This is a genomic window from Amycolatopsis sp. cmx-4-83, from assembly GCF_046548815.1.
Lineage (GTDB): Bacteria > Actinomycetota > Actinomycetes > Mycobacteriales > Pseudonocardiaceae > Amycolatopsis > Amycolatopsis pretoriensis_A.
Map to the genome: position 1 here is coordinate 152,712 of NZ_JAEBEF010000020.1, position 26,174 is coordinate 178,885.

At 73.1% G+C, this 26,174-nt stretch carries 22 protein-coding genes and 2 pseudogenes; 10 read left to right on the top strand and 14 right to left on the bottom strand.

The features are described 5' to 3' along the window. Nucleotides 1-177 precede the first annotated feature (177 nt). The gene (locus ACLJQM_RS44625) at nt 178-2,439 is read left to right on the top strand and encodes a glycoside hydrolase family 3 N-terminal domain-containing protein (protein WP_410636228.1); all 2,262 of its coding nucleotides are present in this window, start codon (nt 178-180) and stop codon (nt 2,437-2,439) included. Here the strand turns inward: ACLJQM_RS44625 and ACLJQM_RS44630 are convergent. From ACLJQM_RS44630 to ACLJQM_RS44640, 3 genes are all read right to left on the bottom strand, one after another. After that, nucleotides 2,436-4,391: a P-loop ATPase, Sll1717 family gene (locus ACLJQM_RS44630; protein WP_360783710.1), complete on the bottom strand. Its 1,956-nt coding sequence runs from the start codon at nt 4,389-4,391 to the stop codon at nt 2,436-2,438. The genes ACLJQM_RS44625 and ACLJQM_RS44630 overlap by 4 nt on opposite strands. Before the next feature lie 89 nt (nt 4,392-4,480). Continuing rightward, entirely contained in the window at nt 4,481-6,325 is a 1,845-nt protein-coding gene (locus ACLJQM_RS44635) for a glycoside hydrolase family 5 protein (RefSeq protein WP_410636229.1), read from the bottom strand. 51 nt (nt 6,326-6,376) lie between these two features. Continuing rightward, entirely contained in the window at nt 6,377-7,033 is a 657-nt protein-coding gene (locus tag ACLJQM_RS44640; RefSeq protein WP_410636230.1) for a TetR/AcrR family transcriptional regulator, read from the bottom strand. A gap of 113 nt (nt 7,034-7,146) precedes the next feature. Here ACLJQM_RS44640 and ACLJQM_RS44645 point away from each other — a divergent pair. Next, a pseudogene (locus ACLJQM_RS44645) lies at nt 7,147-8,249 on the top strand (serine hydrolase domain-containing protein). A 175-nt stretch (nt 8,250-8,424) separates the two neighbouring features. Here ACLJQM_RS44645 and ACLJQM_RS44650 read toward each other — a convergent pair. Then, nucleotides 8,425-8,610: pseudogene (locus ACLJQM_RS44650) on the bottom strand (TetR/AcrR family transcriptional regulator); the annotation flags it as partial. Between the two features lie 108 nt (nt 8,611-8,718). On the opposite strand from ACLJQM_RS44650, the gene ACLJQM_RS44655 reads away from it, so the two are divergent. Both ACLJQM_RS44655 and ACLJQM_RS44660 read left to right on the top strand, forming a co-directional pair. After that, nucleotides 8,719-9,060 carry a hypothetical protein gene (locus ACLJQM_RS44655; protein WP_410636231.1) on the top strand — a complete coding sequence of 114 codons (342 nt, stop codon included), beginning with the start codon at nt 8,719-8,721 and terminating at the stop codon, nt 9,058-9,060. 101 nt (nt 9,061-9,161) lie between these two features. Further along, entirely contained in the window at nt 9,162-9,944 is a 783-nt protein-coding gene (locus ACLJQM_RS44660; RefSeq protein WP_360783721.1) for a hypothetical protein, read from the top strand. A gap of 807 nt (nt 9,945-10,751) precedes the next feature. Here ACLJQM_RS44660 and ACLJQM_RS44665 read toward each other — a convergent pair. The 4 genes from ACLJQM_RS44665 to ACLJQM_RS44680 all read right to left on the bottom strand — a co-directional run bounded on the left by ACLJQM_RS44665 (nt 10,752) and on the right by ACLJQM_RS44680 (nt 13,737). Further along, entirely contained in the window at nt 10,752-11,654 is a 903-nt protein-coding gene (locus ACLJQM_RS44665; protein WP_410636232.1) for an NADP-dependent oxidoreductase, read from the bottom strand. A 4-nt stretch (nt 11,655-11,658) separates the two neighbouring features. Then, a complete protein-coding gene (locus tag ACLJQM_RS44670) occupies nt 11,659-12,249 on the bottom strand; it encodes an HD domain-containing protein (RefSeq protein WP_410636233.1) in 591 nt (196 codons plus the stop codon). 47 nt (nt 12,250-12,296) lie between these two features. Further along, a complete protein-coding gene (locus tag ACLJQM_RS44675; protein ID WP_410636234.1) occupies nt 12,297-12,947 on the bottom strand; it encodes a lytic polysaccharide monooxygenase in 651 nt (216 codons plus the stop codon). 325 nt (nt 12,948-13,272) lie between these two features. Further along, complete coding sequence (locus tag ACLJQM_RS44680; protein WP_360783733.1) at nt 13,273-13,737, bottom strand: SRPBCC family protein; 465 nt, start codon at nt 13,735-13,737, stop codon at nt 13,273-13,275. A 114-nt stretch (nt 13,738-13,851) separates the two neighbouring features. Between ACLJQM_RS44680 and ACLJQM_RS44685 the strand changes: the two genes are divergently transcribed. Beyond that, nucleotides 13,852-14,220 (top strand): STAS domain-containing protein, encoded by a 369-nt coding sequence (locus ACLJQM_RS44685; protein WP_360783735.1) that lies wholly within the window; start codon nt 13,852-13,854, stop codon nt 14,218-14,220. 99 nt (nt 14,221-14,319) lie between these two features. On the opposite strand, the gene ACLJQM_RS44690 is transcribed toward ACLJQM_RS44685, so the two are convergent. The 4 genes from ACLJQM_RS44690 to ACLJQM_RS44705 all read right to left on the bottom strand — a co-directional run bounded on the left by ACLJQM_RS44690 (nt 14,320) and on the right by ACLJQM_RS44705 (nt 20,263). Next, the gene (locus ACLJQM_RS44690) at nt 14,320-15,261 is read right to left on the bottom strand and encodes a GNAT family N-acetyltransferase (protein ID WP_410636235.1); all 942 of its coding nucleotides are present in this window, start codon (nt 15,259-15,261) and stop codon (nt 14,320-14,322) included. Nucleotides 15,262-15,305: 44 nt separating this feature from the next. After that, nucleotides 15,306-18,509 (bottom strand): AfsR/SARP family transcriptional regulator, encoded by a 3,204-nt coding sequence (locus ACLJQM_RS44695; protein WP_360783741.1) that lies wholly within the window; start codon nt 18,507-18,509, stop codon nt 15,306-15,308. Nucleotides 18,510-18,571: 62 nt separating this feature from the next. Next, nucleotides 18,572-19,714, bottom strand: a complete 1,143-nt coding sequence (locus ACLJQM_RS44700) for a cytochrome P450 (protein WP_410636236.1) — start codon at nt 19,712-19,714, stop codon at nt 18,572-18,574. Between the two features lie 186 nt (nt 19,715-19,900). Next, the gene (locus tag ACLJQM_RS44705) at nt 19,901-20,263 is read right to left on the bottom strand and encodes a hypothetical protein (RefSeq protein ID WP_360783745.1); all 363 of its coding nucleotides are present in this window, start codon (nt 20,261-20,263) and stop codon (nt 19,901-19,903) included. 250 nt (nt 20,264-20,513) lie between these two features. Between ACLJQM_RS44705 and ACLJQM_RS44710 the strand changes: the two genes are divergently transcribed. Then, nucleotides 20,514-21,323, top strand: a complete 810-nt coding sequence (locus tag ACLJQM_RS44710) for an alpha/beta hydrolase (protein ID WP_410636237.1) — start codon at nt 20,514-20,516, stop codon at nt 21,321-21,323. Nucleotides 21,324-21,361: 38 nt separating this feature from the next. Next, the gene (locus ACLJQM_RS44715; RefSeq protein ID WP_410636238.1) at nt 21,362-21,607 is read left to right on the top strand and encodes a hypothetical protein; all 246 of its coding nucleotides are present in this window, start codon (nt 21,362-21,364) and stop codon (nt 21,605-21,607) included. A 53-nt stretch (nt 21,608-21,660) separates the two neighbouring features. Here ACLJQM_RS44715 and ACLJQM_RS44720 read toward each other — a convergent pair whose 3' ends face one another. Then, nucleotides 21,661-22,431 (bottom strand): hypothetical protein, encoded by a 771-nt coding sequence (locus ACLJQM_RS44720; protein ID WP_410636239.1) that lies wholly within the window; start codon nt 22,429-22,431, stop codon nt 21,661-21,663. A 150-nt stretch (nt 22,432-22,581) separates the two neighbouring features. Between ACLJQM_RS44720 and ACLJQM_RS44725 the strand changes: the two genes are divergently transcribed. From ACLJQM_RS44725 to ACLJQM_RS44735, 3 genes are read left to right on the top strand one after another with little or no spacing between them, the layout of a single operon-like run. Further along, nucleotides 22,582-23,334 (top strand): SDR family oxidoreductase, encoded by a 753-nt coding sequence (locus ACLJQM_RS44725; RefSeq protein WP_360783753.1) that lies wholly within the window; start codon nt 22,582-22,584, stop codon nt 23,332-23,334. Next, a complete protein-coding gene (locus ACLJQM_RS44730) occupies nt 23,331-24,101 on the top strand; it encodes an SDR family oxidoreductase (protein WP_360783756.1) in 771 nt (256 codons plus the stop codon). The genes ACLJQM_RS44725 and ACLJQM_RS44730 overlap by 4 nt, the downstream gene beginning before the upstream one ends. Beyond that, complete coding sequence (locus ACLJQM_RS44735) at nt 24,098-25,645, top strand: acyl-CoA carboxylase subunit beta (RefSeq protein ID WP_410636240.1); 1,548 nt, start codon at nt 24,098-24,100, stop codon at nt 25,643-25,645. Before ACLJQM_RS44730 ends, ACLJQM_RS44735 begins: the two co-directional genes overlap by 4 nt. Here the strand turns inward: ACLJQM_RS44735 and ACLJQM_RS44740 are convergent. After that, entirely contained in the window at nt 25,642-26,154 is a 513-nt protein-coding gene (locus ACLJQM_RS44740; RefSeq protein ID WP_247024523.1) for a dihydrofolate reductase family protein, read from the bottom strand. The genes ACLJQM_RS44735 and ACLJQM_RS44740 overlap by 4 nt on opposite strands. Nucleotides 26,155-26,174 lie beyond the last annotated feature (20 nt).

Here is a 26,174-nt window from a genome sequence, read left to right on the forward strand (position 1 = left end):
CGAACGCATTCACCCCCCGCCGGAAAAGGCGGGGGGTTTTTGTTTTCCCGCGGCCGCGGCCGGGACCCCCGCCGCTGAGTGCTGCGCGGGCCGCCGCCGCGGCATACGCTGTTCGCGCCCGATCCCGATCCGAGGAGTCCGCCCCCGCTTCTGTGTGCCTCGCGAAAGGTCCCCGCCATGTCGCAGCAGGTCAGTCACGAAACCACGGCCGCGGACGGGGTGAACCGGCGCAGCGTGCTCGCCGGGCTCGCCGGCGGCGTCGCCTCGATGGGGCTGCTCGCCCCCGCCGCCACGGCCGCCGCCGCCGAGAACGGCGGGCGGCCGCAGCACGACGAACGCGTCGAAGCGCTGCTCAAGAAGATGACCTTGGCCGAAAAGGTCGGTCAGCTCCAGCTCGTCGGGGACGAGACCACGGCTCGCGCGGCGCTCGCGGACGGGCGGCTCGGCGGCGTCTTCTCCGTCGTCGGCGCGGCCAAGCTCAACGCCCTGCAGCACCTCGCCGTCGAGCGGACGCGGCTGAAGATCCCGCTGATCTTCGGCCTCGACGTGATCCACGGGTACACCACCAACTTCCCGATCCCGCTGGCCCAGGGCGCGAGCTTCGACCCCGCCGTCGCCGGCGCCGACGCGACGGTCTCGGCGAAGGAAGCCCGTGGCAGCGGCATCCACTGGACGTACGCGCCGATGATGGACGTCACCCACGAGCCGCGGTGGGGGCGGATCGCCGAGGGGTACGGCGAAGACCCCTACCTCGCCACGCAGCTCGCCGTCTCGAAGGTGCGCGGCTACCAGGGGCGCGACTACTCCGCGCCGGACCGGCTCGCCGCCTGCGCCAAGCACTTCGTGGCCTACGGCGGAGCCGAAGGCGGGCGCGACTACAACACCGTCGACGTCTCGCTGCAGCGGCTGCACAACTTCTACCTGCCGCCGTTCAAGGCCAGCGTCGAAGCCGGCGTGGCGACCGTGATGGCAAGCTTCAACACCATCAGCGGCGTGCCGGCGCACGGCAACGGTTACGTCCTGCACGACGTCCTCAAGGGCCGCTACGGTTTCGGCGGCTTCGTCGTCAGCGACTACACGGGCATCCAGGAGCTGATCCTGCACGGCCTGGCCGGCGACGGCGCGGACGCCGCGGCGGCCGCCCTGCCCGCCGGTGTCGACATGGAGATGGTCAGCACGAACTACGCTGAGTTCGCGCAGCGGCTGCTGGACCAGCGCCGGATCACCCGCGACCAGATCGACGACGCCGTCCGCCGGATCCTGCTGGTCAAGTTCCGGCTCGGCTTGTTCGACCACCCCTACGTCGACGAGTCCACCGAGGTGAAAGCGCCTTCACCGGCCGCGCTCGCGGCGTCGCGGCAGGCCGCCGGGCGGTGCATGGTGCTGCTCAAGAACGACGGGCCGGTGCTGCCGCTGGCGAAGTCGGTCGGCTCGGTGGCGGTCGTCGGCCCGCTCGGCGCGGCGACCTACGACCTCAACGGCACGTGGTCGGGCCTGGGCACCGGCGCTTCGACGACACCGCCGGTGACGGTGGTCGACGGGATCAAGGCCGCGGCGCCGGGAGCCACGGTGACCTACACCGCCGGCTGCACCGTCGACGGCACCGACACCAGCGGGTTCGCCGCGGCGCAGCAGGCGGCGCGCGCGGCCGACGTGACCGTCGTGGTGGTCGGCGAAACCGCCGCGATGAGCGGAGAAGCGGCGGCGCGCAGCACCATCGACCTCCCGGGCGTGCAGCAGCAGCTGGTGGCCGCGATCAAGGAGACCGGCAAGCCGTTCGTGGTCGTACTCGTCAACGGGCGGCCGCTGACCATCCCGTACCTGCACGACAACGCACCCGCCGTGCTCGAGGCGTGGGCGCCGGGCGTGCAGGGCGGTCGCGCGATCGCCGACGTCCTGTTCGGCACGGTCAACCCGGGCGGCAAGCTGCCGGTCAGCTTCCCGCGCGCGGTCGGGCAGATCCCGATCTACTACAACCACGAGAACACCGGCCGCCCGGCCGATCCGGCCAACAAGTACACGTCGAAGTACCTCGACCTGGAGTCCGGCCCGCTCTACGAGTTCGGCCACGGCCTGTCGTACACGACGTTCCGCATCGACGGCCTCCGGCTTTCGGACACACGCCTGCCGGCCCGCGGCGGGCGGATCCAGGTCAGCGTCCGGGTCGCCAACACCGGTTCCCGCGCCGGCGACGAGGTCGTGCAGCTCTACTTGCGCGACCCGGTCGCGAGCATCGTCCAGCCGGTCCGCCGGCTGCGCGGCTTCCAGCGGGTGACCCTCGCCGCGGGCGCGTCGACCACGGTGTCGTTCACGCTCACCCCGGACGACGTCGGGTTCTACGACAACGCGGCCGCGTTCCGCGTGGAGCCGGGCAGGATCGAGGTCTACGTCGGCAACAGCTCCGCGGCGACGCTGTCGTCGAGCTTCACCGTCGTCTAGGAGCGGCTCGCCTCAGGAGGAGGCGGCGGAATGTCTACGTCATGTCCGGCCACCGCCCCGCCGATGTGGATGGTGCCGTGGACGGCGCCGGCCTGCATGACTGTTCCGACGACGTCGCCGGTGACCCTGTTGACGACGGATTGCTCGGTCGGTCGTGTCGCGTTGAGTGCTGGGCGGAAGCACGGGTGAATGCAGAACTCGCTCTCCTGCGGCCGGATCGAGGTCTCCGCTGTTCCGGCGTAGACATAACCCTCGCGACGGCGAACTCCGAGGAAGCCGACCGAGAAGAGCAACTCGATGACCGAGTCGGGATCGAGCAAGTGAGTGTAGGCGGGATGCCGGTCCGCCAGCCCTTGCCGGAACGGGCCGAACATCCGCGCTATGGAGGTGCGGGTGAGCTCGTACCCGATGTCCCTGAAAATCGGCAGCAAGGAGCTCAGGAACGGAAACCGCACCCGGTACTCCTTCGCGAGGTCGAGGATCTTCCAGCGCGAGAACACGAGGGTCGCGTCCAGGACGTCGGTCGCGGTGATGAGGTGGTGGCCGTTGCCATGGGCCGTGTCCCGGCACTGGTTCAGGAACTGGATCGCGTCACGAGGCCTCGGCAGGGAACGGGAGAAGAGGTAGTCGGCGGTCGGCTCGCCGAGGATCCGGGGTGGGAAGACCTCGCCCCACAGCTCGTCCGGCGTCAGCCGCCTTCCCAAAGCCACGCCGGCCCGGGTGATCGCGAGCTCGTGGAGCTGGTGGCTGGTCCAGCTGATCCGGACTTCGTCGCTGTGGAACTTGTCGGCGTCGCTGAAGTCCAGGGCGTCGTAGATGTCCGATCGGACGAAGGAAGCACACCGAAGGGCTTTGCCGTACGTGAGTGCCACGTGTTTGCTGGCCAGCAGCAGGCCGATCACGAGTGCGGCGCTTTCCGGCTCGCTCGACCAGATCTGCTCCAGCTGATCGACCAGGATGAGCAGCGGCCCGGTGCGTTCCACCCAGTCGAGGTCGTCGAAAACCTGGCGTACGCCCGCTTCGACGATCTCGAGCTGGCGGGAAGCGCGCACGCCCGCCGGCGCATTGTTCGTGGTGACGGCCAGTTTCGCCCCGAACGCCTCGAGCGAGACGGAAGACACGAGACTGCGGCCCGCCCGCGTGACCCGGTGGTAGAGGCTTTGGTCGTCGAGTTCGCCGTTGTCGCGGAGGAAGCGTTCCAAAACTCCCACCGAAGCGGGTCGTCGTCGCTGCCGGCCCACCGCGCGCGGGTGCCGGACGAGCAACCGGGCAGCGTGGAGCGCGAACACGTATCGCCACAGGAGCGCCTTGGCCGCGGGTGCGGTGAGTCCCTCCAGGGTGAATTCCCGAAGGACCTCACCGGCGGCATCGTCCGGGGTGATCAGGTAGGACCGGTCGGGCCCTGGATCACTCGTCGCCATCCGCATGCAGATGGCGCTCTTCCCGGAACCCTTGCGCCCGACGATCAGGTTCTTGCGCCCGGCGAGGACTTCCTCGTAGACCGTGGTCGCCACGAACCCTTCGCGAAGCAGGCCGTCCGCCATGTCGTGTTCGGCGTCGTCGCGACCGAAGAACAGCGGTTTCACGACGTTGGGGGCGTCCGAGATGACAGCTTCCTCGCCCCGCTCGCCGATTGACGCTGTCACGAGTGCCGGTCGAATCGGCGCGATGCCGTTCGCTGGCGCGGCGAAGTCGTCCGATGGACCCATGGCCGCACGCAGCTCACGGCCGAACGAGGGGTTGCGTTCGGCTTCTTCCTCCAGTGCGAGCAGTGCCCGCGTGCGTGTCCGTTCCGTCACGGCGCCACCGGCTGCCTCCGATATCAGGAGCTGGATCGCCGGGTCGTCACCCAGCGCTCGGGTGACCAGTTCACCGACGCGCGCGTCGGCTGCTGCGGAATCGTGGATGAACTGGGAAGCCCACTGCTCCACCAGCCTGACGACGCGGTACACCGGTCGCCCTCCTCCGTGACGACGGACCTGGACGTGTGCTGAGTCGTCCGAGCGGCCGGGTTTGCTACACCATCGCCCTGATCCTGAGGTCAGGAGCGGCAGAGCAGCGCGTCGGGCGTCCGGCTCGACCCGAGCCGGCCCGTGTAGGCGACCCCGGCGACGTACTCGCCGGGGTTGCACTGCCCCTTGTAGTTGCCCGACGCGAAATCGCCGCCGAGGTCGCCCGCAGGGCGGTTGTCGCCGCGGTCGAACCAGACCGTGCGGCCGGTACGGCCGAGTGGGGTGGGGGAGCGGCCGCACAGGACCGCGGAAACCACCGCGCCCTTGACGCTGTAGCCGACGACCGCGTGGTCCGGCGGGCACTGGGCCTTGGTGTAACCGGACGCCCAGTCAGTGTCCACAAAGGACTCGTCGCGGACGGCGGTGTACGCCGTGGGCGTGGGCAGCGTGCCGGTGCAGAGGCCGCGGTTGCCGGTGTGCGCCAGGCCGGTGAGGCGCTGGCCGTCCGGGCAGGAACCCTTACGCGCGCCCGGATCCCAGTCCGGCTTCGCGCGCATCGTCCGTGACGCCGGGAAGTCGGCGTAGTCCAGGTTGAGCATCGACCAGTGCTCGGCCGGCGGGACCTGCCCGGTGCGCGCGGGCGCGTTCACCAGCCGCTGCCAGGCCGGGCCGCGCCAGTCGGACCCGTCGAGGACGTCGATGCGCCGGCCCGCCGCGTCCCACGCCAGCAGGGACCAGCCGTCGCCGGAGCCGTTGGTCTGGAAGCCGACCGCGGGCCAGTAGGCGAAATCGGTGTCGGTCTCGGCCAGGTAGTCCACGAAGTTCTCGAACCACGCGCGGGAAGCGGCGTCGGTGGTGCCGCGGCCTTCGCCGAACTCGCTGATCCACAGCGGGGCCGTGTAGTGCTTGCCGGTCTCGGCCTCGACGAAGAACGCCTGCCGGTACAGGGTGTCGCGCAGCTGCTGGGGCGTGAGGTCGCGGTAGCGCGGGTCGTGCGTCTCGCCGACGCCGGTGGCGCCGGAGTGGTTCGGCCCGGTGTAGCCGTAGAAGTGCGCCGAATAGACGAGTTTCCCGGAGTCGACGAGCGTGTGCGACAGGGTGCGCGCGGGCTCCAGCGTGGGGCGGCCGTGGGCGAAGCCGTCGATGGGCAGACCGGTCCAGTTGATGCCCTCGACGATGATCAGCAGGTCGCGGTCGGCCTCGGTGAGGATCCGGTCGGCGACCTGCTGGCTCGCGCGCTGCCAGTCGGTTCCGTTGCCCCAGCCCCAGTTCGGGTCGTCGAAGGTGTTGCGGCGGACTTCGTTGTACAGGTCGGCGCCGACCACGCGCTTGTTCGCGGCGTAGCGGCGGGCCATGAACAGCCAGTCGTCCTGCCACTGCTGCTCGCTCTGCGCGGTGTTCCAGCGTTCGTTGCCGTCGAGCCCGCAGCACCAGCGCGCCGTCGTGGTGTGGTTGTTGAGGATGACGGCGAACCCGCGCGCGGTGAGCCGGTCGACGACGCGGTCGTACACCTGCAGCGGGGTGAGGCCGTGCAGGCCGGGGTTGGCCGGCAGGTCGGGAACCGCGTTCGGGTCGTGGATCATCGCGTTGGAGAACGGCAGCCGCACACTGTTGAGGCCCAGCTGCGCGAGTCCGTCGATGACGGTGTCGATCGGCGCGCGGTCCAGCCCGAGCGGGGTCTGGTAGGCGATCTCGCCGGCGTGGTGGTTGGCGGGGTCGTTCGTGTCGCCCGAACCGGTCCACGTCCCGCTCGCGCCGTGCCAGTTGGCGGCTTTGAGCTTGAACCGGTCGCCGTTGGCGTCGACGATGTAGCGCCCCCGGGTGCTCAGCGGTCCCACCCACGGCGCCGGCGCCGCGGCTTGCGCGGGCGGGGAAAGGGGAACGACGAAGCAGGCGGCCGACAGCACGGTGAGCGCGACACTGAGGAACCTCACCGGCGGAGGTTAACCAACCACGAGGCCGGGTGTATACGGCCATGCGGTGGCTCAGCGGGGAATCGCGGCCTCGATGTCGGCGAGCTGGGCGGCGATCAGTTCTTCGAACGCCGCGCCGCGCTCCGCGCCGAGGGGACGGACGTCGCGGGCGAAGTGGGCCAGCGCGGGGAAGCGTTCCGGGTCGGCGCCCAGCACCGCGACGCGGAACAGCTCCAGGCCCTGCTCGCGCTCCTCCGGCGTGATGGTGGTGACGCCGGCTTCGGCCGAGATCAGCGCGGCGATCAGGATCGCGAGCCGGTGGTAGCGCGCCGGGATCTCCTCGTCGGGCAGGCCCGCCTCGCGCAACGCCGCCAGGACCTGCTCCATGACCAGCCGGGACCCGTGGCCGCCCGAGGCGTAGCGGCCCCAGATCGCCGCGATCTGCGGTTGCGTGCCGAACGCTTCCCGCAGGCGCCGGGCGAGCGCGGTGAGACGTTCCTTCCAGTCGCCTTCGGGACGGTAGCCGTCCACGGCGGACACCAGGATGCGGTCGGCGAGCGCGCGCAGCAGCTCCGTCTTGGTGCGGAAGTGCCGGTAGAGACTCGAAGAGTCCGTCCCGAGCGCCGCGGCCAGCTTGCGCACGCTGAACGACTCCGCGTCGCTCGTGCGCAGCAGTTCCGCCGCCGTGTCCAGGATTTCTTCGGTCGTCCAACGCCTGCGGCCCGCCATTTCGCCCCTTTCGACGTCTTCAGCATAACCTATGCACTTGCTGTTGCACGCACCGCGTGCATAATGAGGACGCAAGGGGCCCGGTCGTCGGGTCCCGGCTCTGGGAGGACACCGTGCTGAATTCTTCCGCGCTCGACGCGGCTCTCGAAGACGTCCACCGCGCCGGCGTACCCGGCCTGTTCGCCGAAGTCCGCGCGGGCGACCACGTCTGGCGCGGCGCCGCCGGGGTCGCCGACGTCGATACCCGGCGGCCGGTCACCGCCGGAATGCGGCACCGCGTCGGCAGCATCACCAAGACCTTCACCGCCGCCGCGGTGCTGGTGCAGGTCGAGCAGGGCCGGATCGAGCTCGACAAGCCGGTGGGGCACTACCTGCCGAATCTGGTGCCCGGCGACGCGATCACGGTCCGGATGCTGATCAACCACACCAGCGGGCTCGCCGAGTACCTGCCCTGCGCCTACCCGTCGCTGCGGGCGTTCCCCGACCTGGCGAAGACGTCGCCGCAGAGCCTGGACGACCACCGGTTCACCCACTTCGACCCCGTCGAGCTGATCGCGCTGGGGGTCGGCGCCCCGGCCGCCGGCCCGCCGGGCAGCACGCCCGGGCTGTACTCGAACACCAATACCTGCTGCTGTGCGAACTCCTCGAGCACGTGACCGGCACGGCGGCCGAGAAGGTCATCACCCGTGACGTCATCGAGCGCGCCGGGCTCCGCGACACCGAACTGCCCGGCGGCACGCACATCGACGGCCCGCACTCCCGGCTCTACGAGTCCTGGTTCGGGATGATCGACCCGCCGCGCGACTACAGCGTCTACGACATGTCGTGGGTCGGGCCGTCGGCGTCGCTGATCTCGACCGTCGCGGACCTCAACCGCTTCTACGCCCGGCTGCTGGCCGGCGAAGTCGTCAGCCGGGCGTCGGTGGCGGAGATGCAGCGGACCGTGCCGGTGATTTCCCAGGAGGGCAGGGTGATCCCGTACGGGCTCGGCCTGCACCCGGCGGAGGCGCCGGGACAGCCCACGTTCTGGGGCCACGGCGGCACGGTCTGGGGCGGCGGCGCGCTGGCGATGACCCGCGCCGACGGTGGGCGGCAGCTGGCGATCGCGCTGAACCTGCAGCGGTGGAACGAACTCGACGCCACCGGACGGCCCCAGCCGCACCCGATCGACGCCGCGCTCGCGGCGTTCCAGCGGCTCGCGCTGTACGGCGAGTGAGCCGCGGCGGTCGGCGGTGATCGGCGGTGACGGAAATCAGAGCTGAGGACCACGTGCGTCCGCAGGTCGCAGAACCGCGGCACTGCTCCGGCGAGCCGCTGACGACGTCGGCCACTTCGGCGGCGCTCAGCCGGTCGCGCCAGTCGGCCCAGCCCAGTTCGGCCAGCTCGAGGAGGACTTCTTCGCGGGATTCGAAGTACCGGCGCAGCGCCGACGGGTGCAGCCCGACCCGCTTCGTCACCTCGGTCAGTGTGACCTCGCGCACACCGCGCTCCACCGCGAGCTCGCGCGCCGCCGTCAGGAGGGCGTTCTTGCGGGCCTCTCCTGTCCTGGTCGAGCTGGCGGGGCTGGGAAGAACCATGATCTTCTTCGTCACCGGCGCATCCCGCGGGCGCGGCGACAGGGCGGCGGCCGGATCATCCAGGTCTCGCTGGCCACCGAGGTCGGGCCGCCGGGCATCAAGATCACCGTGCTCGAACCCGGCGGGACGCACACCGGCTGGGCGGGGGCGTCGATGGCGACGCCGCCGACCAGCGAGCCGTACGAGGCGACCGTCGGCGTGTCCGTGCGGGCGATGGCCGACTTCGAAGAGCACGCGAACGGTGACCCGCGGAAGGTCGCCGACCTCGACGACCCGCCGCTGCGCCTGCTGGCCGGCAGCGCCGCCTGCGAGTTCGGCCGGGAGGCCTGGCAGCACCGCGTCGCGGCGGGCGAGAAGTGGGAGGAGTCGAGCCGGTCCACCGACCCCGAATCCGCCGGTGGGGCCTGGCGCGGTCAGCGCGGCGCGAGCCTCCCCGACGTGCGGGCGTGACGCCGTCGGGTGGTCGAGGTTCCGGACGGCCCTCCACTGGGTAGCCCATAGGTGTGAGGCTGAGCAGGCTGTGCCTGCGGCGACGAGTGAGAGGTGATCACATGAGCCAGGGCGACGCCCCGGTCGGGCGATCGGTGAAGACGGCGGCGGCCGGCGTTCGGGATCTCGCCGCGGAGGCCGCGCGAGTGGGTGCGGCCGCGGCCGTGCGGGCGGTCGAAATCACCGACCGGAAACTGGCCGAAAGCAAGGACGAGCTGGCCAAGGTCGGCCGCGCGGCGACCAAGGACCTGGACAAGAGCACGCGGTCGTCCCGCCGCGACGTGCTGTCCAACTCCACGGCCGCCCGCGACGAGGTACTGGCCCGTGCGGCGAAGATGCGCGACCCGGGCCGCAAGGCCGCCCTCGCGGTAGCGGCGGTGGTGGGCTCGGCGAACGAGTCCGGCCGGCGCAGGCGCAAGGCGGTGGCCACGGCGAAGCGTGACTTGGCGGTGGCCCTGCAGGAAGCGAAGGGCGTGGCCCGCGGCGAGCGCGGTAAGCGAGCCCGCTGGCCCTGGGTGGTGGCGGCCGCCGCGGTGGCGGGCGCGATCGTCGCGGTGGTGCAGGTCCGACGGCCGAACCCGTTGGCCGACCAGGCCGCGGACCCGGCCACGCTGCCGGCCGACAAGCCGGTGGCGGTGCCGTCGGAGAAGCCGGTCGCCCCGAAGCCGGCTTCGGTTCCGCCTGCGGCGGCCGACAAGCCGGCGGCTCCCCAGGCATCCCCGGCGCCTGCGCCGGCGCCGACTGCGGTGCCGCCGAAGCCCGAGGTGAAGCCTGAGGCGAAGCCGACGGAGAGCGCGAAGAACGGCCGCGAGCCGGTTTCGCGGGGCCAGAACAAGGCCCACTAGTTCTGGTAACCGCTGCCCCGCACCCCCGCGATCGGGGGCGCGGGGCAGCGGCATGCCTTGGGTAGGCGGGAAACGCTTCCCGCCGGGATGGGTGCGGTACCGGGCCGGACTGAGTAGGTCGGCGCGGCAACTCTGCGGGAGTGGCTGAGCCTGGTGCGGCGGTCGGTGGGGTTTGTGACTGTGCGGTGCCGGTGAGTTGGCCGGGTCGCGGCAATCCTGGGGAGTGGCTGAGCCTGGCGCGGTGGATGCTGGGGCTTGTGGCTATGCGTGCCGGTGAGTTGCCCGGGTCGCGGCAATCCCGCGGGAGTGGCTGAGCTTGGTGCGGTGGTCGCTGGGGTTTGCGGCTGGGAGGTGTGGGGCACCGAGGAGTGGCAACTCCGCGGGAGTAGCGAGACTGGTGCGGTGGTCGCTGGGGTTGCGGCTGGGAGGTGTGCGGCAGCGGCGAGTTGCGTGTGTTCGGCAATCCTGGGGGAGTGGCTGAGTCTGACGCGGCGGTCGCTGGTGTTTGCGGTCGGGAGGTGTGCGGCACCGTGGGTTGGCCAGGGCGCGGCAATTCCGCGGGAGTGGTCGAGCCTGGCGCGGCGGTCGCTGGGGCGCGGTCGGGAGGTGTGCGGCAACCTGCGCGAGTGCCCGAGCCCGGCTCGGCGGTCGCCGATGTGAGTGGGCGCTTTGCGGCGCCCGAAACAAGCGTAAATGAACCCGCTCCGGTGCGAGTGGCGCACCGGAGCGGGTTTGGCGGCGGTATCGGGCGCGCCCGGGATGGGCGCCCGGCCACCCGCGGCGCCCGGCCGAAGGGGCAGCCGCCGGCTACTCCTCCTCGGTCACCCTGATCACCGTCTTCCCGCGGGTCCGGTGGGCGAACTCCGCCGGCACCTCCGCGAGCGGCCGCACCGCGCCCACCCGCACCTCGAGACGGCCGTCCCGTACCCGCTGTGCCAAGTCCGTCAGCCGGGCTCGGTCCGGTTCCACCACGAAAAAGACCGCGCGCCCGTCGGCCGGGCGGATCCGGGGCGGCTCGGCGATCGTCACCAGCGTCCCGCCCGCCCGCACCAACGCCGCCGAACGGTCGAGGACCTCGCCGCCCAGGACGTCGAGGACCACGTCGACCTCGCCGGCCTCCGTCAGCTGGTCCAGCTCGAAGAAAGCCGCCGCGCCGAGGCCGAGCACCGTCTCGCGGTCCGAAGGGCGGCCCGTGCCCAGCACCCGGGCTCCCGCCGAGCGTGCCAGCTGGACCGCCAGGGATCCGACGCTGCCCGCGGCGCCGTGGACGAGGACCGTCCGGCCGGACTCCAGGCGGCCGTGGTCGAAGAGGGCCTGCCAGGCCGTCAAACCCGAGATCGGCAACGCCGCGGCCGTCACGTGGTCGATGTCCGCGGGGAGCGGGGCCAGGTTGCGGGCTTCCACCGCCACGTACTCCGCGAGGGTGCCGTCGCGGGTCCAGTCGGCCAGGCCGAACACGCGCTGGCCGATGGTCAGGCCCGTCGTGCCGTAGCCGAGTTCCGTCACCACGCCGGAGAGTTCGTGACCGGGGACGCTCGGCGCCCGGTCGCGGCCCGCGCGGTCGGTCCACGTGGCCGGCCAGGTGAGCTCGCCGGGCGTGAACGCGGCGGCGTGCACCCGGACGACGACGTCGTTCTCCGCCGCGTGCGGGTGCGGTAGTTCGGTGAGTTCGGGTTCCGCCGTGCGGTCCCGGACGGTGATGGCCTGCATGTGATCAGCCCCGTTCGAGTGGGTTGGCCGCCATCCGGGTGGCGAGGTCGTTGCGGATCGCGGCCGCGGCCGCGCTGTCCGGTTTGCGGCCGGCCTGGTCGCGGAAGCACCGGAGGAACTCGGTGACGAGGTCCAGCCGCGGGTACCGGGTCAGCACGCCGGTGCGGAAGGCGCCGGGCAGCTCCGCGACGCCGCGCCCCGCGATGTCGGCCGCGGCGGCCCTCGACAGCAGGAAGCCCTCGGGGTCTTCGGCGGGGTCCACCTCCGCCCCCATGTGCCGGAGGATCACCTCGGCGAGCCGCTCCCGCCGCGCGGCCGGCCACCCCGCGCCGGCGGCGAACACCCACGCGACGTGGCCGCCGGCGACCTCGAACGGCCTCGTGTGGCTGTCGAACTCCGGGGCCAGCCCGACGTCGTGGAGCATCGCCGCCACGAACAGGAGCTCGGCGTCGAACTCCACCTGGTGCGCCTCGCCGAGCGCCGTCGCCCAGGCGTAGACCCGCATCGCATGGTTCAGCAGTGACGGCGACGAGTACGCCGCCGCCACTTCGGCCGCGGTCGTGCAGGCCGGGCCTTCGGGGAAGGACAGTTCCATGACCCCGAGGGTACGCCTTGCATTACGACCATTGCATGTAACGTAACTTACCTCCGGCCGGAGAAGTCGACGTCGCTGCAGAAGTAGTACGACTGGTCGAGGTGGCTCGCCTGCCAGATCGTGTACACGACGTGCCGTCCGGTCCGGGTGCCCGCGTCGACCGCGACCTGGTACTGGCCGGCGGGGGCGAGGCGGCCGGCCTGCGCGACCAGTTCGAGGTTGCCCCAGCCGAGTGATTGCGTCGCCGGGTCGAAACCCCGGCGGGTCACGTAGACACGCAGGTAGTCCGCGCCGTGGTGCGCCTGGTCGGTGACGGTCAGCGTGAACCGGTTGTCCTTCTTCGCCGTCTGCCACGCGCCGACCGTGTCGAGCGCGTTGTACCGTGGGCTCTGGGTGCGGCCGCCGCTGCAGAGCTGCCCGTCGGGGATCGCACCCTGGTGGTTGCCCGCCACGCCCTCGCGGTAGAGCCCGTTCCAGTTCCACATGGCGTTCGGATCGGCCTGCCAGGCCTGCCAGCACATCGGGTCCTGCGTCGCCATCGCCGGGTTCTGGAAGTCGCTGCCCCAGCGGGTCCAGCAGCCGTAGTTGCGCGACGGCGGATCCGTCGCCGAACCGTGCGCCTCGGCGACGCCGGTGAGCACGCCGCCCAGCAGTACCGCGGCGGCCAGGGAAAACCAGGTCTTGCGTCCGGGAACCACGTTGTCCTCCTTCGTCCGGGGCCGGTCGGGGAGCGCTCCCACGAGTTCGACGCCAGACCCTACACCGGACGGGGCAAAGGGTTCCGGCGAGAGAAAGCGCTTTCCGGAGCGGCCAAGAACTGAACGGTTCCTGAACGGCCGCGCGCCGGGACGCGGGTTTCCCCGGCGGGACCGGCGTTCGGGGACGCAGCGTGAACGTGTGACCCGCCGGCTGCTCCGGCCGGGTGCATTCGGAAAAAGTCCGACAGCCACACTGTCCACAAAGGACAAAGGTCGCCCCCGCCGTTCGGGACACGGCGGGGGCGGCCTGCGCCACGGGCCGGAATCAGCTCCCGGGACGCTCGACGTCGCCGCGCCAAGCGCCGGTCTCGTGGCCGTCGCGGTCCTCGATGAACGTCTTGAAGCGACCCAGGTCGCCCTTGACGCGGCGGTCGAGGATGCCCAGCTTGTCGGCGACGTTTTCGACGAAGCCCTCCGGGTCGATGTCCAGCTGCGCGGTCACGCGGGTGTGCCGGTCGTCGAGGCGGTGGAACGTGACGACGCCGGCGTGCGTCGGGCCGGAGTCCGACTTCCACGCGACGCGCTCGTCGGGGTGCTGCTCGGTGATCGTCGCGTCGAATTCCCTGGTCTGCCCGCCGACGCTGATCTTCCAGTGCGTGCGGGTGTCGTCGAGCTGCCGGATCTCGTCCACGCCCTCCATGAACCGCGGGAAGGATTCGAACTGCGTCCACTGGTTGTAGGCGGTGGCGACGTCGGTCTCGACGTCGACGGATTCGGTGACGGTGCTCATCGTGGCCGTGTCCTTTCGTGTGCCGGGGTCGTCCTCGAGGCGTGGTTACCCGGCAAATCGATGACAAAACGATGCAGCCGCTCTAAGGTCGGGCACGACAGGAAGGACGCCCCCGTGCCCGAGGACAGCCCGCCCGCTCTGACGGTGCGCGTGCGCACCGTGCCCGAAGCCGTCGTCGTCGCGGCGGAAGGCGACCTCGACCTGGTCAGCGCGCCGGTGCTGCGCGCCCGGGCCGCCGCCGCGCTGGACGGGCGGCCGGAGGCGCTCGTCGTCGACCTCGGCGGGATCGCCTTCTGCGGTTCGGCGGGCCTGCAGGTCATCGCCGAGCTCGTCGCGGCGACCACGGCCGCCGACGTGCCGTTCGCGCTGGTCACCGACCGGCGCCCGGTGCTGCGCGCGCTGCAGATCACGCAGCTGGACACCACCTTCGCCCTGCACCCGACCCTGGCCGGCGCCCGCGCGTGGCTGCGGGAGCGGGCGTGAACGGGCTGGCGGCCGTGAGGTTCGAGCACAGGTTGCCTTCGGCTGAATCGTTGCGCAAAGCGCTACGGGGGCCCGCCACTTTCGGGTGCGAGCCGGGCGCTAGGCCCGGGCCTTGACGAGCGGGGCGTCCCGGGACAGCTCCCGGAAGCCGACGCCGTAATACAGCTCACGCGCCGCGGGGTGCCCCGGTGCGCCCAGGCAGGCGACCGTCATGTGGCGGGCGCCGGCGTCGCGCGCCAGCCGCATGCCGTGCAAGAGCATCGCGCGGGCCAGGCCGCGGCGCCGGAAGCCCGGGTGCGTCCCGACCGGCTCGAATTCGGCCGTCCGGTTGGCTTCGTCGAGCCACATGATCGCCGAGCACGCCATCGTCCCGTCCGGGGCTTCGACGAGGACGTGCAGGTCGGCGCGGTACGCGGGCGCGTGCCGGACGCCTTCGTAGCTCTGGGCGGTGTACGCCGTGGGCGCCCAGGCGTCGACGTGGGCCTGGACCGCGGCGGCCGGCCCGGCCTCGGCGGCGGTGCGGAAGCGGAACCCGGCGGGCAGGACCGGGTCGGCGACGTCGCCGAGGTCGCGCTCGTTGAGCTGGGTCCAGGAGCCGGTGTCGCCGAGCGCGTCCGGGTCGGTCTCGTAGCCGTGCGCCTTCCAGCGCGCCAAGCCGAATTCGTCGGCGACGCCCGGCAGCGCCGAGCGGTCGACCTCGCCCGCCGTGGCTTCGTACCAGGCGATCACCTCATCGACGAGCCCGGCGTGGCCAGGGTGGACCTGGTGCGCCAGCGAAGCGCCGGTGACGTCCTTGACCGTGCCGTCGCCGCGCCGCACCCGGTGGGGCAGGCGCGCCCAGGCCCACGCCACCAGGTCGCCGCCGTCGAACCACAGCTCCCGGCGCCAGCTCGCGGCGAAGGCGGCGTGGTCCTTGCCCCAGTTCCACGCCAGTTCGCCGTAGGCGGCGTCGCCGTTGACCAGCTCCGGGCGGGCGGCGGTGACCCGCTGCGCCAGGCCCTGCATGAGCCGCAGGTCTTCGACGGTCAGCTCGGTGATCATGGAACGCCACTGTGTCAGCGCCGGGCCGGGCCGTCGAATCGTTTTCAGCGGGACAGCAGACCCCGCACGGCGGCCAGTGCCGGTTCCGCGCCGATGGCGGAGAGGGACGTCTCGGCCGCCAGCCAGCAGTCGCGCGCCGCGGCGGGGTCGCCGAGCCGCGCGCGGGCCTTGCCGAGCACCACCAGCGCGTACGCTTCGCCCAGCCGGTGCCCGGTGGCGCGGAAGCCGTCGACCGCTTGTGCGGCCAGGGTTTCCGCTTCCGCCGGCCGGTCCATCGAGAGGTTCGCCAGGCTGGTCCTGGCCTGGTCGGCGAGGAGCCGGAAGCCGCCTCGTTCGGCGTCGCGCAACGCGGTTCCGGCGTGCCGGGCCGGGTCGGCGTCTACAGTGGACAGACCGATCCGGGTACCGATCAGGCCGCGCAGGTAGCCGATCTTTTCCGCCAGCCGGTGGGCGTCCGAGTAGTCGGCCAGTGCCGCCGCCGCGTCGCCGGTCTGGCGGTGGAGGTCGCCGAGCGTGGCGAGCGCGTCCACTTCGAACCGCTGGTTGCCCGCCTCGCGCGCCACCGACACGGCGAGCCGCGCGGCGGGCCACGCCCGGTCGAGGTCGCCGGTGACCCGGTGCACGGCCGCGAGCCGCACGAGCGCGTCGGCTTCGTCGTCGCGGGATCCCAGTTCCCGCAACGCTTCCAGTGCTTCGGTGAGCACGGCCAGCGCGCGGGGGAAGTCGCCCGAGACGCGGTAGCCGTACCCGAGGTTGCACAGCGCGATCGCGGCCGCGTGCGGCGAGCCGAGCCGGCGGCAGAGGTCGAGCGCCCGTTCGTTGTGTTCGACGCCCTCGGCGAGACGGCCGTGTTCGATGAGCACCGCGCCGAGGTTGATCAGCCCGTTCGCGGCGCGGATCGAGGTGCCGCGCCGGAGCGTGCCGTCGAGGGCGGCCGTGAAGTGCTCGATCGCCCGGTCGAGCCGGCCCAGGTCCAGGTGCACGACGCCGAGGGCGTGCAGGACGGAGTCGGCGCCGTCGAGGGCACCGGCGGCCCGGTAGGAGTCCTGCGCGGCTTCGAGTTCGCCCAGCGCGGCCTCGAGATCGCCGCGGCTCCAGGCGAGCGCGCCGAGACTGTGCCGCATCGCCCCGGTGGCGCGTTCGTCCGCGGCCGACCGTGCGGCGGCGAGCCCGGCGGTCGCGGCGGCCTGCCATTCGGCGTCAAGCCGGTGCGAGTGGAAGAACCCGCGCAGGAGGTCGGCGGCCCGCCAGGCGAACGGCCCCGGCTCGTGCCGCGCGCACCACCGGATGGCGGCCAGGATGTTCCCGTGCTCGGCCAGCAACCACCGGCGCGCCTCGGCGGGCTCGACGGCTTCGTCGGGCTCGGGCGCGTCGGGCAGCCGCTGCAGGTCGGGGTAGAGCGCGGTGGCGGCACTCGCGGCGGCCCGGAGGTAGTGCTCGAAGAGCCGGTTCCTCGCGGTGGTGCGATCGGCGGGCGACAGGTCGTCGCGGGCACGGCCGGCGGCGTAGGCGCGGAGGAGGTCGTGGAGGCCGAAACGGCCGTCGCCGCGGGGCTGGATCAGGTGGCTCGTGGCCAGTTCGCGCAGGAGTCCGGCGGTGCCGGGCAGCCCGGCCAGCGCGGCGGCGCCGGCGAGGTCGATGTCCGCTCCGGGGAGCAGGCCGAGGAGCCGGAAGAACCGGGCGGCGGCGGGGGAGAGGGTGTCGAAGGAGAGGTCGAAGGCCCGGCGGACCCCGAGCTGTTCGGCACCGGGTACGGCCAAGCGGGCGACGAGATCCGGCCCGGGGCCGGACCGCTCCCCGTCGGGGGCCGCCAGCTCCGCGAGGTACCCGCGCACCGAACGGTCCGGCCACAGGGCCAGGTTCGCTCCCGCGATCCGCAACGCCAGCGGCAGCCCCGCGCACAACCGCACCAGTTCGCGGGCCGCGTCCTCCTCCGCCGCCACCCGCCCCTCGCCCGCCACCGACGCCAGCAACGCGAGCGACTCGTCCGCAGGTAGCTCGGCCAGCTCCAGCAACCGGGTGTCGACCGTGGCCGCCAAGCCGCCGAGGCGGTCTCGGCTCGTGATCAGGACCGCGCAGCCCGGGGCGGCCGGGAGCAGGGCGCGGACCTGCTCCGCGCCGGCCACGTTGTCCAGCACGATCAGGACTCGCCGGTCGGCCAGGACCGAGCGGTACAGGGCCGCCGCGTCGGCCAGGTCGGTCGGGACACCGCCCGGGCGGACGCCGAGGGCGTGCGCGAAGCGGGTCAGGACCGCCAGCCGGTCCAGGGCCGGGACGTCCGCGTAGCCCTGGAGGTCGGCGAAGAGCTGGCCGTCCGGGAAGTGGGCGGCCGCGCGGTGGGCCCAGTGGACCGCCGCCGTCGTCTTGCCCACGCCCGCCGGGCCGACCACCAGCGCGATCGGCGAGTGCGTCGACGGCGGGCGGTCCGGGCCGAGCGTGGCGTCCAAAGTGGACAGTAGGTCGGTCCGGCCGACCAGCGTCGCGACGTCCGGGGGCAGCTGGCGGGGGCGGAACTCCGGGACGGCGGGCTCGTCGGCGAGGACGTCCTGGTGCGCCTGCCGCAGCCGGTCGCCGGGGCCGACGCCCAGTTCGTCGGCGAAGCGCCGGTGGATCGCGCGGTAGGCCTCGAGGGCGTCGGCGCGCCGGCCCGAGCGGTGCAGCGCCCGCAGGTAGGACACCCAGAACGCTTCCCGCCACGGGTGTTCGCGCGTCAGCCGGCCCAGCTCGGTCGTGATCTCGCCGGCGTGGCCGAGATCCAGGCTGACCGCGAAGTACCGCTCCTGCGCCAGCAGCCGCTCCTCGGTGAGTTCGGCGAGGTCGTCCTCGCTCAGGACCTCGGCCGGGACGTCGGCGAGCACCGGGCCGCGCCAGCAGGCGAGCGCGCCGGCGAGCAGGTCGCGTTCGGCGTCCGGCCGGTCCTCCGTCCGCGCCGCGGCGGTGAGTTCGCGGAAGCGCAGCAGGTCGTGCTGCTCGGGCCGCACGCGCAGCAGGTAGCCGGTCGGCTGCGTCTCGACGACGCCGTCGCCGAGCGCGCGCCGCAGCCGGACCGCGTGGACCTGGATGCTCTTGCGCGCGGTGTCCGGCGGGGCGCCGCCCCACAGCAGCTCGGTGAGCCGGTCCAGGGACACCGGGGTGTTCGGCCGCATCAGCAACGCCGCCAGCAGCGCGCGCACCTTGGGCCCGGTGACGGCGACGGGCACGCCGTCCCGCTCGACCCGCAGCGGTCCGAGCACCCCGAAGCCGAGCATGTCCTCCCCACCCCCGCGGACCGGGCAAACCGGTCATCGCCGGTGAGAGTAGCGGGACGGGTTCAGCGCGTGAGCACGGGCCGCACGACCGGCGGGGCCAGCAGCGAGCCGAACACCGGCTCGGGCTCGACGATCCGCAGGCCGACGTCGTCGAGCGCGGCCCAGCAGTCCAGCACCGCCGCGCTCGCCCGGCTGACGAACCGCGAGCCGACGCAGGCGGCGCCGCCGAAGCCGTAGGGCAGGTAACGCGCCTTGTTGCCCGCGGGCGGCCGCGCCCAGCGTGACGGGCGGTATTCGCCGGGCTCGTCCCAGCCGTCCGGGTCCCGGTGGAGCAGGTACGTGCACAGGTAGAGCCGGTCGCCGGGGACCAGCGGGACGCCGCCCAGCTCGGTGGCCGCGGTGACCTTGCGCGAGAGCAGCCAGGCGACCGGCCACAGCCGCAGCGCTTCGCTGACGCGGTGGGCGGCGGGCTCGGTGACGTCGGCCGGGGGCAGCGTGGTGCCCACCGGCGTGCCGGGCCGCCAGCCCCGGTCCAGCAGCGCGGTCCAGGCGAACACCATCGACGCGGCCCGGCAGACCGCGCCGACCAGGCCGTGCAGGGCGAGGGCGACGTCGTCGGCCGAGCCGAGCGCGGCCCGCATGGCCTCCGGCAGGGGCCCGGTGCGCTCGGCCGCCCAGCGGTGGAGCGCGGCGTCGGCGCGGCTGTGCGCGAGCCGACCCCGCAGCCGCCGCAGCGTCGTGGACGTCCGGTCGAGCCCGTCGGACGCGGCGAGGGCGTCCTGCAGGGCTTGCCGTGCCTTCGCCGGCAGGCCGGGGAAGAGCTGCTCGCCGAAGAGCTTGAGGTAGCACCCGGAAAGGGCGCCCGGCCAGGTCTTGCCGGCTTCGGCGGACCGCCGCAGCTCGGCGGTGATGCGATCGGGCGGGACGGCCTGCCAGGCCCGGTCCAGCTCCCGCGCCAGCGCGGCGTTGACCGGGCGGCTGCGTTCGGAGCCGGGCACCCAGCCGGCGACGGCGCCGAAGGTCGCCGCCTTGGCCTCGAACGGCGTCGTCGTCCCGGCCAGCGCGGTGCGGACGAGTTCGGCGCCGGACACGAGGTACCGGCCGGGTTCGAACCGGCGGATCGCGATCCCGTCCCCGGCCCACCCCGCGAGGGCGGTCAGCGGATCGGTGCGGAACGCGTCCGGTTCGGCGAGTGTCTGGCGCACGGAGGTCTCCCGGGGAAGCACCGCGGCCGGGGTCGGCGAGACCCCGGCCGCGGTGGTGATCAGTAGATCTCGTAGTAGAGGCGCCAGGCGGCGCCCAGTTCGCGGGTCCGGATGCTGCGCACCACGGAGCGGGCGAAGAAGCGGATCGTCGTCATGCGGTTTCTCCTTCTTTTGTGGGGTTTTCGTTCACCAGCGGAGGCCGATGTTCGACGGGCCCGCGGGTCCGCCGACGGTGGCCTCGAGCGTTTGCGCCGGCACGTTGCGGCAGATCCACGACGACGGCGGGGCTTCGGCGGCGAACCCGGTGCGGCACACGACGCCGTTCGGGCCGCGGACGATCCACTCCGCCGGGCCGCTGCCGTGCACGTCGGCGTCGACCGAGAGGGTGCCGCCCGGGAACCAGACCGGGTCGGTCTGGCAGAAACCGCTGCTCTGGCACGTGTTCGAGGTGCCGCCCTGCTCGGTGGCCAGTGCGGACGGCGCGGCGAGCGCCGTCGCGCCGGCGGCGAGCGCCGCCACGACGGCCGCCCGTTTCACTGCTCGGTTCATGTTTCCCCTCTTTCCCTGCGGTGACGGAAGGGGCGGGCGCCACGGACCCCCAAGTCCGCGGCGCGCGTCACGATCGACGCGAGAAATGTGCCCCCCTGGTGCCAGACGACCGGTCCCGTGCACCGGCACCCCCCTGCCGGTGCGCTCCGGACCCCAGCCCCCAGGCTCCGGCCGTCTGGCTCGGTCGATCTTGCCCGACGGCGGCTAAAGCCCGGCAAAACCCGCATACTCGCCCGGGAGGAGGTGGCGCTTGACCGGGACCGTGATCGTCCGGGTGCTGTCGGCGGCCGCGCTGGTCGTGGTGCTCGTGCTGGGGCTGGTCTGGACCTTCCAGCGGCGGCTGGTCTACCTGCCGGACACCACGCCGGTGCCGGCCGCCGCGAGCGTGCTGCCCGGCGCCGAGGACGTCCGGCTCCGCACCGGCGACGGCCTCGAGCTGGGTGCCTGGTTCGTCCGGCCGCGCGAGCCGTCGGCGACCGTGCTGGTGGCCGGCGGCAACGGCGGCAACCGGGCCGGGCGCGCCCCGCTGGCGGCGAAGCTGGTGGAGGCGGGGCTGGCGGTGCTCCTGGTCGACTACCGCGGCTACGGCGGCAATCCGGGCGACCCGAGCGAAGCCGGCCTGGCGCTCGACGTCCGCGCGGCGCACCGGTTCCTGACCGAGGAGCGGCGAGTCCCGCCGGAGCGCCTGCTGTACCTCGGCGAGAGCCTCGGGTGCGCCGTCGTGACCGAGCTGGCCACCGCGCACCCGCCGGCCGGAGTGCTCCTGCGTTCGCCGTTCACCGACCTCGCGGCGGTGGGCGCCGAGGTCTACCCGTACCTGCCCGTGCGCCTGCTGCTGCGCGACCGGTTCCCGGTCGAGGAGCAGGTCGCCCGCGTGCGGGTGCCGACGACGGTGGTCCTGGGCGGCGCGGACTCGATCGTCCCGCCTTCGCAGAGCCGCGCGGTGGCGGCCGCGGCGGCGGCGCGGGTGGTGGAGATCCCCGGCGCCGACCACAACGACCCGGCCCTGCTGGACGGCCCGGAGCTGATCGACGCGGTCCGGGCGCTGGTGCCGCGCTGACTGGTCCGGCCCGACCCGGGGTGCTGCGGCTCGCCACCGTGCCCACCCCCGAACCCGGCCCCGGCGAGGTCTCCATCGACGTCACGCACGCCGGCGCGAACTTCGCCGAAGTCCGCTACCGGCAGGGCCTCGTGGACGTCCCGCTGCCCTTCGTCCCCGGCATCGAGGCCGCGGCCGGATCCGCGCGCTCGGCGCGGGTACGCCGAGGTCGTCACGACCGCCGGCGCCCTCGTCGCGCAGCTGCCCAGCGGCGGGTTCGAGCGTGCGGCCGCGGTGCCCTCTGACAGTCACGGCCGCCGCGGCCGGCGAGCTGGTGCCGCGCGTGCGGTGGACCGCGTCACCGCCCCATCTTCTTCAGCAGCTCCGCCTCGTCGACGACCTGGTCGGCGGGCGGGACCGGGATGTCGACCGGCTTGCCCCAGTCGCGGTAGTCGGTGGTGCCCTTGACCGGGGTCGGGCCGCCGGCGAAGTCGACGGCGAACCGGACCGGCCGGGACCCCGCGTCGAGCCACAGCTCGGCGGGCAGCTTGGCCGCACCCGGCCGGGGTGCGAGCTCGGGGAACAGCTCCGGCGCCTTCGCCGGGTCGAGCTCGAGCCGGTAGTGGTTGACCGGCACGTCGGCGAGCTTGGTCTGCCCGGCCGAGACGATGCGGCCGGTCCGTTCGATCTCGGTCAGCGCCCGGCCGAGGTCCGGCAGCTTGACGACCACCGGGACCCCGGCGCCGAGCGCCTGCGCGACCGGGTCGGCGTTGTCGGGGTCGGTGCCGACCCACGGCTTGCCGGGGACCGCCTCCTGCGGCGCCCGCGTGAAGGTCCGCTTGCCGATCACCCGCGTCTCGCTGCCGTCGAGGACCAGCGACAGGGACGTCGCCCCGCCGTCGATGCGCAGCGACCCGGTGAGCTCCTTGGTGTCGGGGCCGAGCACGGCGGTCGTCGTGAAGCCGGCGGACGGCCCGCGGCCGATCCCCGTCCGGGCCGTCCGCACCAGGCCGGCGACGTCGGTGGCCGGGGGTGCGAGCGCGGCCGGGGCCGGCGGCGGCACCGGGGCCGGGTCGCAGGCGGCCGACGCCAGTGCCGCCACGGCGATGGTCAGGGCGAACTTGCGCACCGGGGCCCCCTCGAAGTCTCGTTCCGGGGGAAGGTAGCGGGGGAAGGTCACATTCCGGGCAGGGTGTGCGCGATGCCCTCATCGCGCATAATGGGCCACTGACCGACTGCTTGGTATGTGCCGGGCACCACGCGAAGGAGACACACTGCCGTGAACTCGTTCAAGGATCGCGTCGCGATCGTCACCGGGGCCAGCCGGGGCATCGGCCTCGGGATCGCGAAGACGCTCGTCGAACGCGGCGCCAAGGTGTGCATCACCGCGCGCAAGCCGGAGGCCCTCGAAGAGGCCGTGAACTCCCTCGGCGGCCCGGACGTCGCCATGTTCGTGCCCGGCAAGTCCGACGACACCGACCACCAGGACGAGGCCGTCGCCAAGACGATCGAGACCTTCGGCCGGCTCGACTACCTGGTCAACAACACCGGCATCAACCCGGTCTACGGGCCGACCCTGGACATCGACCCCGCCGCCGCGGCCAAGATCCTCGGCGTCAACGTGCTCGCGCCGCTGGGCTGGACCAAGCGCGCCCGCGACGCGTGGATGGGCGAGCACGGCGGTGCCGTCGTCAACGTCGCGTCCGTCGCCGGCCTCGGCGCTTCGCCGGGCATCGGCATGTACGGCGTCAGCAAGGCCGCCCTGATCCGGCTGACCGTCGAGCTCGGCGCCGAGCTGGGCCCGAAGATCCGCGTCAACGCCGTCGCCCCGGCCGTGGTCAAGACGAAGTTCGCGACCGCGCTCTACGAGGGCCGCGAAGAGGAGGTCGCCTCGGCCTACCCGATGAAGCGGCTCGGCGTGCCGGCCGACATCGCGGGCGCGGTCGCCTTCCTGCTGTCCGACGACGCGGGCTGGATCACCGGCCAGACGATGGTCCTCGACGGCGGCGTGACCCTGGGCGGTGGCCTGTGACCGGCGTCGTCGTCACCGGCGGTGGCGGCGGCATCGGTGCCGCGCTGGCCCGCCGCTTCGCCGCCGGCGGCGCCCAGGTCGTCGTGGCCGACCTCGACGGGGACAAGGCCGCCGAGATCGCGAAGGAGGTCGGCGGCACGGCGTTCGCCGGCGACGTCGCGAGCGTCGACGGTGTCGCGAAGCTGATCGAGAGCGCCCGCGAGACGCTCGGCGAGATCGACGTCTACTGCGCCAACGCGGGCATCGCGCCCTTCGGCGGCGCGGAAAGCCCCGAGGAGGTCTGGGCGCGCACCTGGGACGTCAACGTCATGGCGCACGTGCGCGCGGCCAACCAGCTGCTGCCCGCGTGGCTCGAACGCGGCGAGGGGCACTTCATCGCGACCGTGTCCGCCGCCGGCCTGCTGACCAGCCTCGGCTCGGCGCCGTACTCGGTGACCAAGCACGGCGCGCTCGCGTTCGCCGAGTACCTGTCGGCGACCTACCGGCACCGCGGGATCACCGTGCAGGCCATCTGCCCGCAGGGCGTGCGCACGGCGATGCTGGAGAGCACCGGCACCGCCGGTCAGCTGCTGATGGGCGCGTCGGCGATCGAACCCGAGCAGGTCGCGGACGCGCTGTTCGCGGCGATGGAGTCGAAGCAGTTCCTGGTCCTGCCGCACCCGGAGGTCGCGGACTACTACGCGGCGCGCGCGACGCAGACCGACCGCTGGCTCGGCGGGATGAACAAGCTGCAGCGCAAGGTCGAAGCGGCGCTCGAGGCGGAATGAGCTGGCAGCCGGAGGTCGACGAGCTGGCCCGGCGGCGCGAGCTGGCCGAGCGCATGGGCGGGCCGGAGAAGGTGGCCCGCCAGCACGCCGCCGGGCGCTCGACGGTCCGCGAGCGGATCGCGGCGCTCGCCGACCCCGGCAGCTTCGACGAGATCGGCGCGCTGGCCGGCACGGCGTCCTATGTGGACGGAACGCTGGAGTCGTTCACCCCGGCCAACTTCGTCATCGGCACCGCCCGGCTCGACGGCAGGCGGGTGGCGCTCGGCGGCGACGACTTCACCGTCCGCGGGGGCGCCGCCGACGCCGCCATCATGGAGAAGCAGGTCCACGCCGAACGCCTGGCCCACGAGCTGCGGCTGCCGCTGGTGCGGCTGATCGAGGGCACCGGGGGCGGCGGCAGCGTCAAGATGCTGGAGCAGCACGGCTTCACCTACGTCCCGGTCAACCCGGGCTGGGACTGGGTCGTGGCCAACCTTTCGACGGTTCCGGTGGTCGCGCTCTGCCTCGGCCCGGTGGCCGGGCTCGGGGCCGCGCGGGCGGTGATGTCGCACCTGAACGTCCTGGTCGAAGGCGCCGGGCAGCTGTTCGTCGCCGGACCGCCGGTGGTGAAGCACGCGACGGGGGAGGACCTCACCAAGGAGGAGCTCGGCGGCGCCGACGTCCACCGGCGCAGCGGCGCGGTCGACCGGATCGTGGCGTCCGAAGCCGAAGCTTTCTCGGTGGCGAAACAGTTCCTGTCGTACTTGCCGTCCTCTGTGGACTCCCTGCCGCCGGTGACGTCCACATCGGACCCGGTGGACCGTGCCGACGAGGGGCTGCTTTCGCTGGTGCCGCGCAACCGGCGTCAGCCCTACCGCTTGCGGCCGTTGCTGGACGGCGTCTTCGACGCGGGCTCGGTGTTCGACTACGCGGTGTCGGGCGGCTCGGCGTACGCGGGATTGGCGCGGCTGAACGGGCACCCGGTCGGCGTCCTGGCCACCGACCCGTACCGCGGCGCGACGCTGACCCCCGAGGGTGCCGACGTCATGACCCGGCTGGTCGACCTCTGCGAGACGTTCCACCTCCCGCTGGTGTCGCTGACCGACCAGGCGGGCATGGTGATCGGCGCGGCGGCCGAGCGCGCCGGGGCGATCCGCCACGGCGCCCGCGCGGTGACGGCGGTCTACCAGGCACGGGTGCCGATGGCCGAGGTGATCGTCCGGCGCGTGTTCGGCGTCGGCGGCGCGGGCCAGGTCAACCGCCACCGCCTGGTCCGCCGCTGGGCCTGGCCCTCGGGCGACTGGGGATCGTTGCCGGTCGAAGGCGGCATCGAGGCGGCCTACCGCGCGGAACTGGACGCGGCCGACGACCGGGCGGCGCGGATCGAGGAGATCCGCGCACGCCTGGACGCGGTGCGGTCACCGTTCCGGACGGCCGAGCACTTCTCGGTCGAGGACGTCATCGACCCGCGCGAAACCCGGGCCAGGCTGTGCGACTGGATCGGCGACGCGTACGCGGTGCTGCCGAGGCTGGCGGGCCCGCCGTCGTTCGGGATGCGGCCCTAGCGGACGCGGTACCAGTGCGGCCGGAGCAGTTCGAGCGCGACCGGCTCACCGCCGGGCCGGTCGAACATCCGCACTCCGTCGCCGAGGAGCACCGGGACGGGCAGGGCGAGGATCTCGTCCAGCAGCCCGGCTTCGAGACACTGCCGGGCGACGTCGGCCCCGAGGACGTTGACGTACTGGTCCCCGGCGGCGTCCTTGGCCTTGGCGACGGCTTCGTGCAGGTCACCGACGAAGGTGACCCCGGGCGCCGGGTCCGCGGGCCGGTGGGTGAGCACGAACTGCGGCCCGTCCCAGCCCCCGCCGAACGCCTTGCCCTCGCCCTCGGTGCCGCGGTGCGGGTCGTCACCGCCGTAGGTCCGGCGCCCGACGAGCAGGGCACCGATCCGCGGGATGAGCTCGTCGACGGTGGCATCGGGCCCGAGGTGGGGCGTCAGCCAGGACATGTCCCCACCCGGGCCGGCGATGAACCCGTCGAGGGAGGTGCTGAAGGCGTAGAGCAGCTTGGCCATGGGACCTGCTTCCGTCGTGG

Coding starts and splice junctions, on each gene's coding strand:
- ACLJQM_RS44625 (WP_410636228.1), top strand. CDS start 178: ATGTCGCAGCAGGTCAGTCACGAAACCACGGCCGCGGACGGGGTGAAC.
- ACLJQM_RS44640 (WP_410636230.1), bottom strand. CDS start 7,033: ATGGCGGGCCGCAGGCGTTGGACGACCGAAGAAATCCTGGACACGGCG.
- ACLJQM_RS44660 (WP_360783721.1), top strand. CDS start 9,162: ATGAGCCAGGGCGACGCCCCGGTCGGGCGATCGGTGAAGACGGCGGCG.
- ACLJQM_RS44665 (WP_410636232.1), bottom strand. CDS start 11,654: ATGCAGGCCATCACCGTCCGGGACCGCACGGCGGAACCCGAACTCACC.
- ACLJQM_RS44670 (WP_410636233.1), bottom strand. CDS start 12,249: ATGGAACTGTCCTTCCCCGAAGGCCCGGCCTGCACGACCGCGGCCGAA.
- ACLJQM_RS44680 (WP_360783733.1), bottom strand. CDS start 13,737: ATGAGCACCGTCACCGAATCCGTCGACGTCGAGACCGACGTCGCCACC.
- ACLJQM_RS44690 (WP_410636235.1), bottom strand. CDS start 15,261: ATGATCACCGAGCTGACCGTCGAAGACCTGCGGCTCATGCAGGGCCTG.
- ACLJQM_RS44695 (WP_360783741.1), bottom strand. CDS start 18,509: ATGCTCGGCTTCGGGGTGCTCGGACCGCTGCGGGTCGAGCGGGACGGC.
- ACLJQM_RS44705 (WP_360783745.1), bottom strand. CDS start 20,263: ATGAACCGAGCAGTGAAACGGGCGGCCGTCGTGGCGGCGCTCGCCGCC.
- ACLJQM_RS44735 (WP_410636240.1), top strand. CDS start 24,098: ATGAGCTGGCAGCCGGAGGTCGACGAGCTGGCCCGGCGGCGCGAGCTG.
- ACLJQM_RS44740 (WP_247024523.1), bottom strand. CDS start 26,154: ATGGCCAAGCTGCTCTACGCCTTCAGCACCTCCCTCGACGGGTTCATC.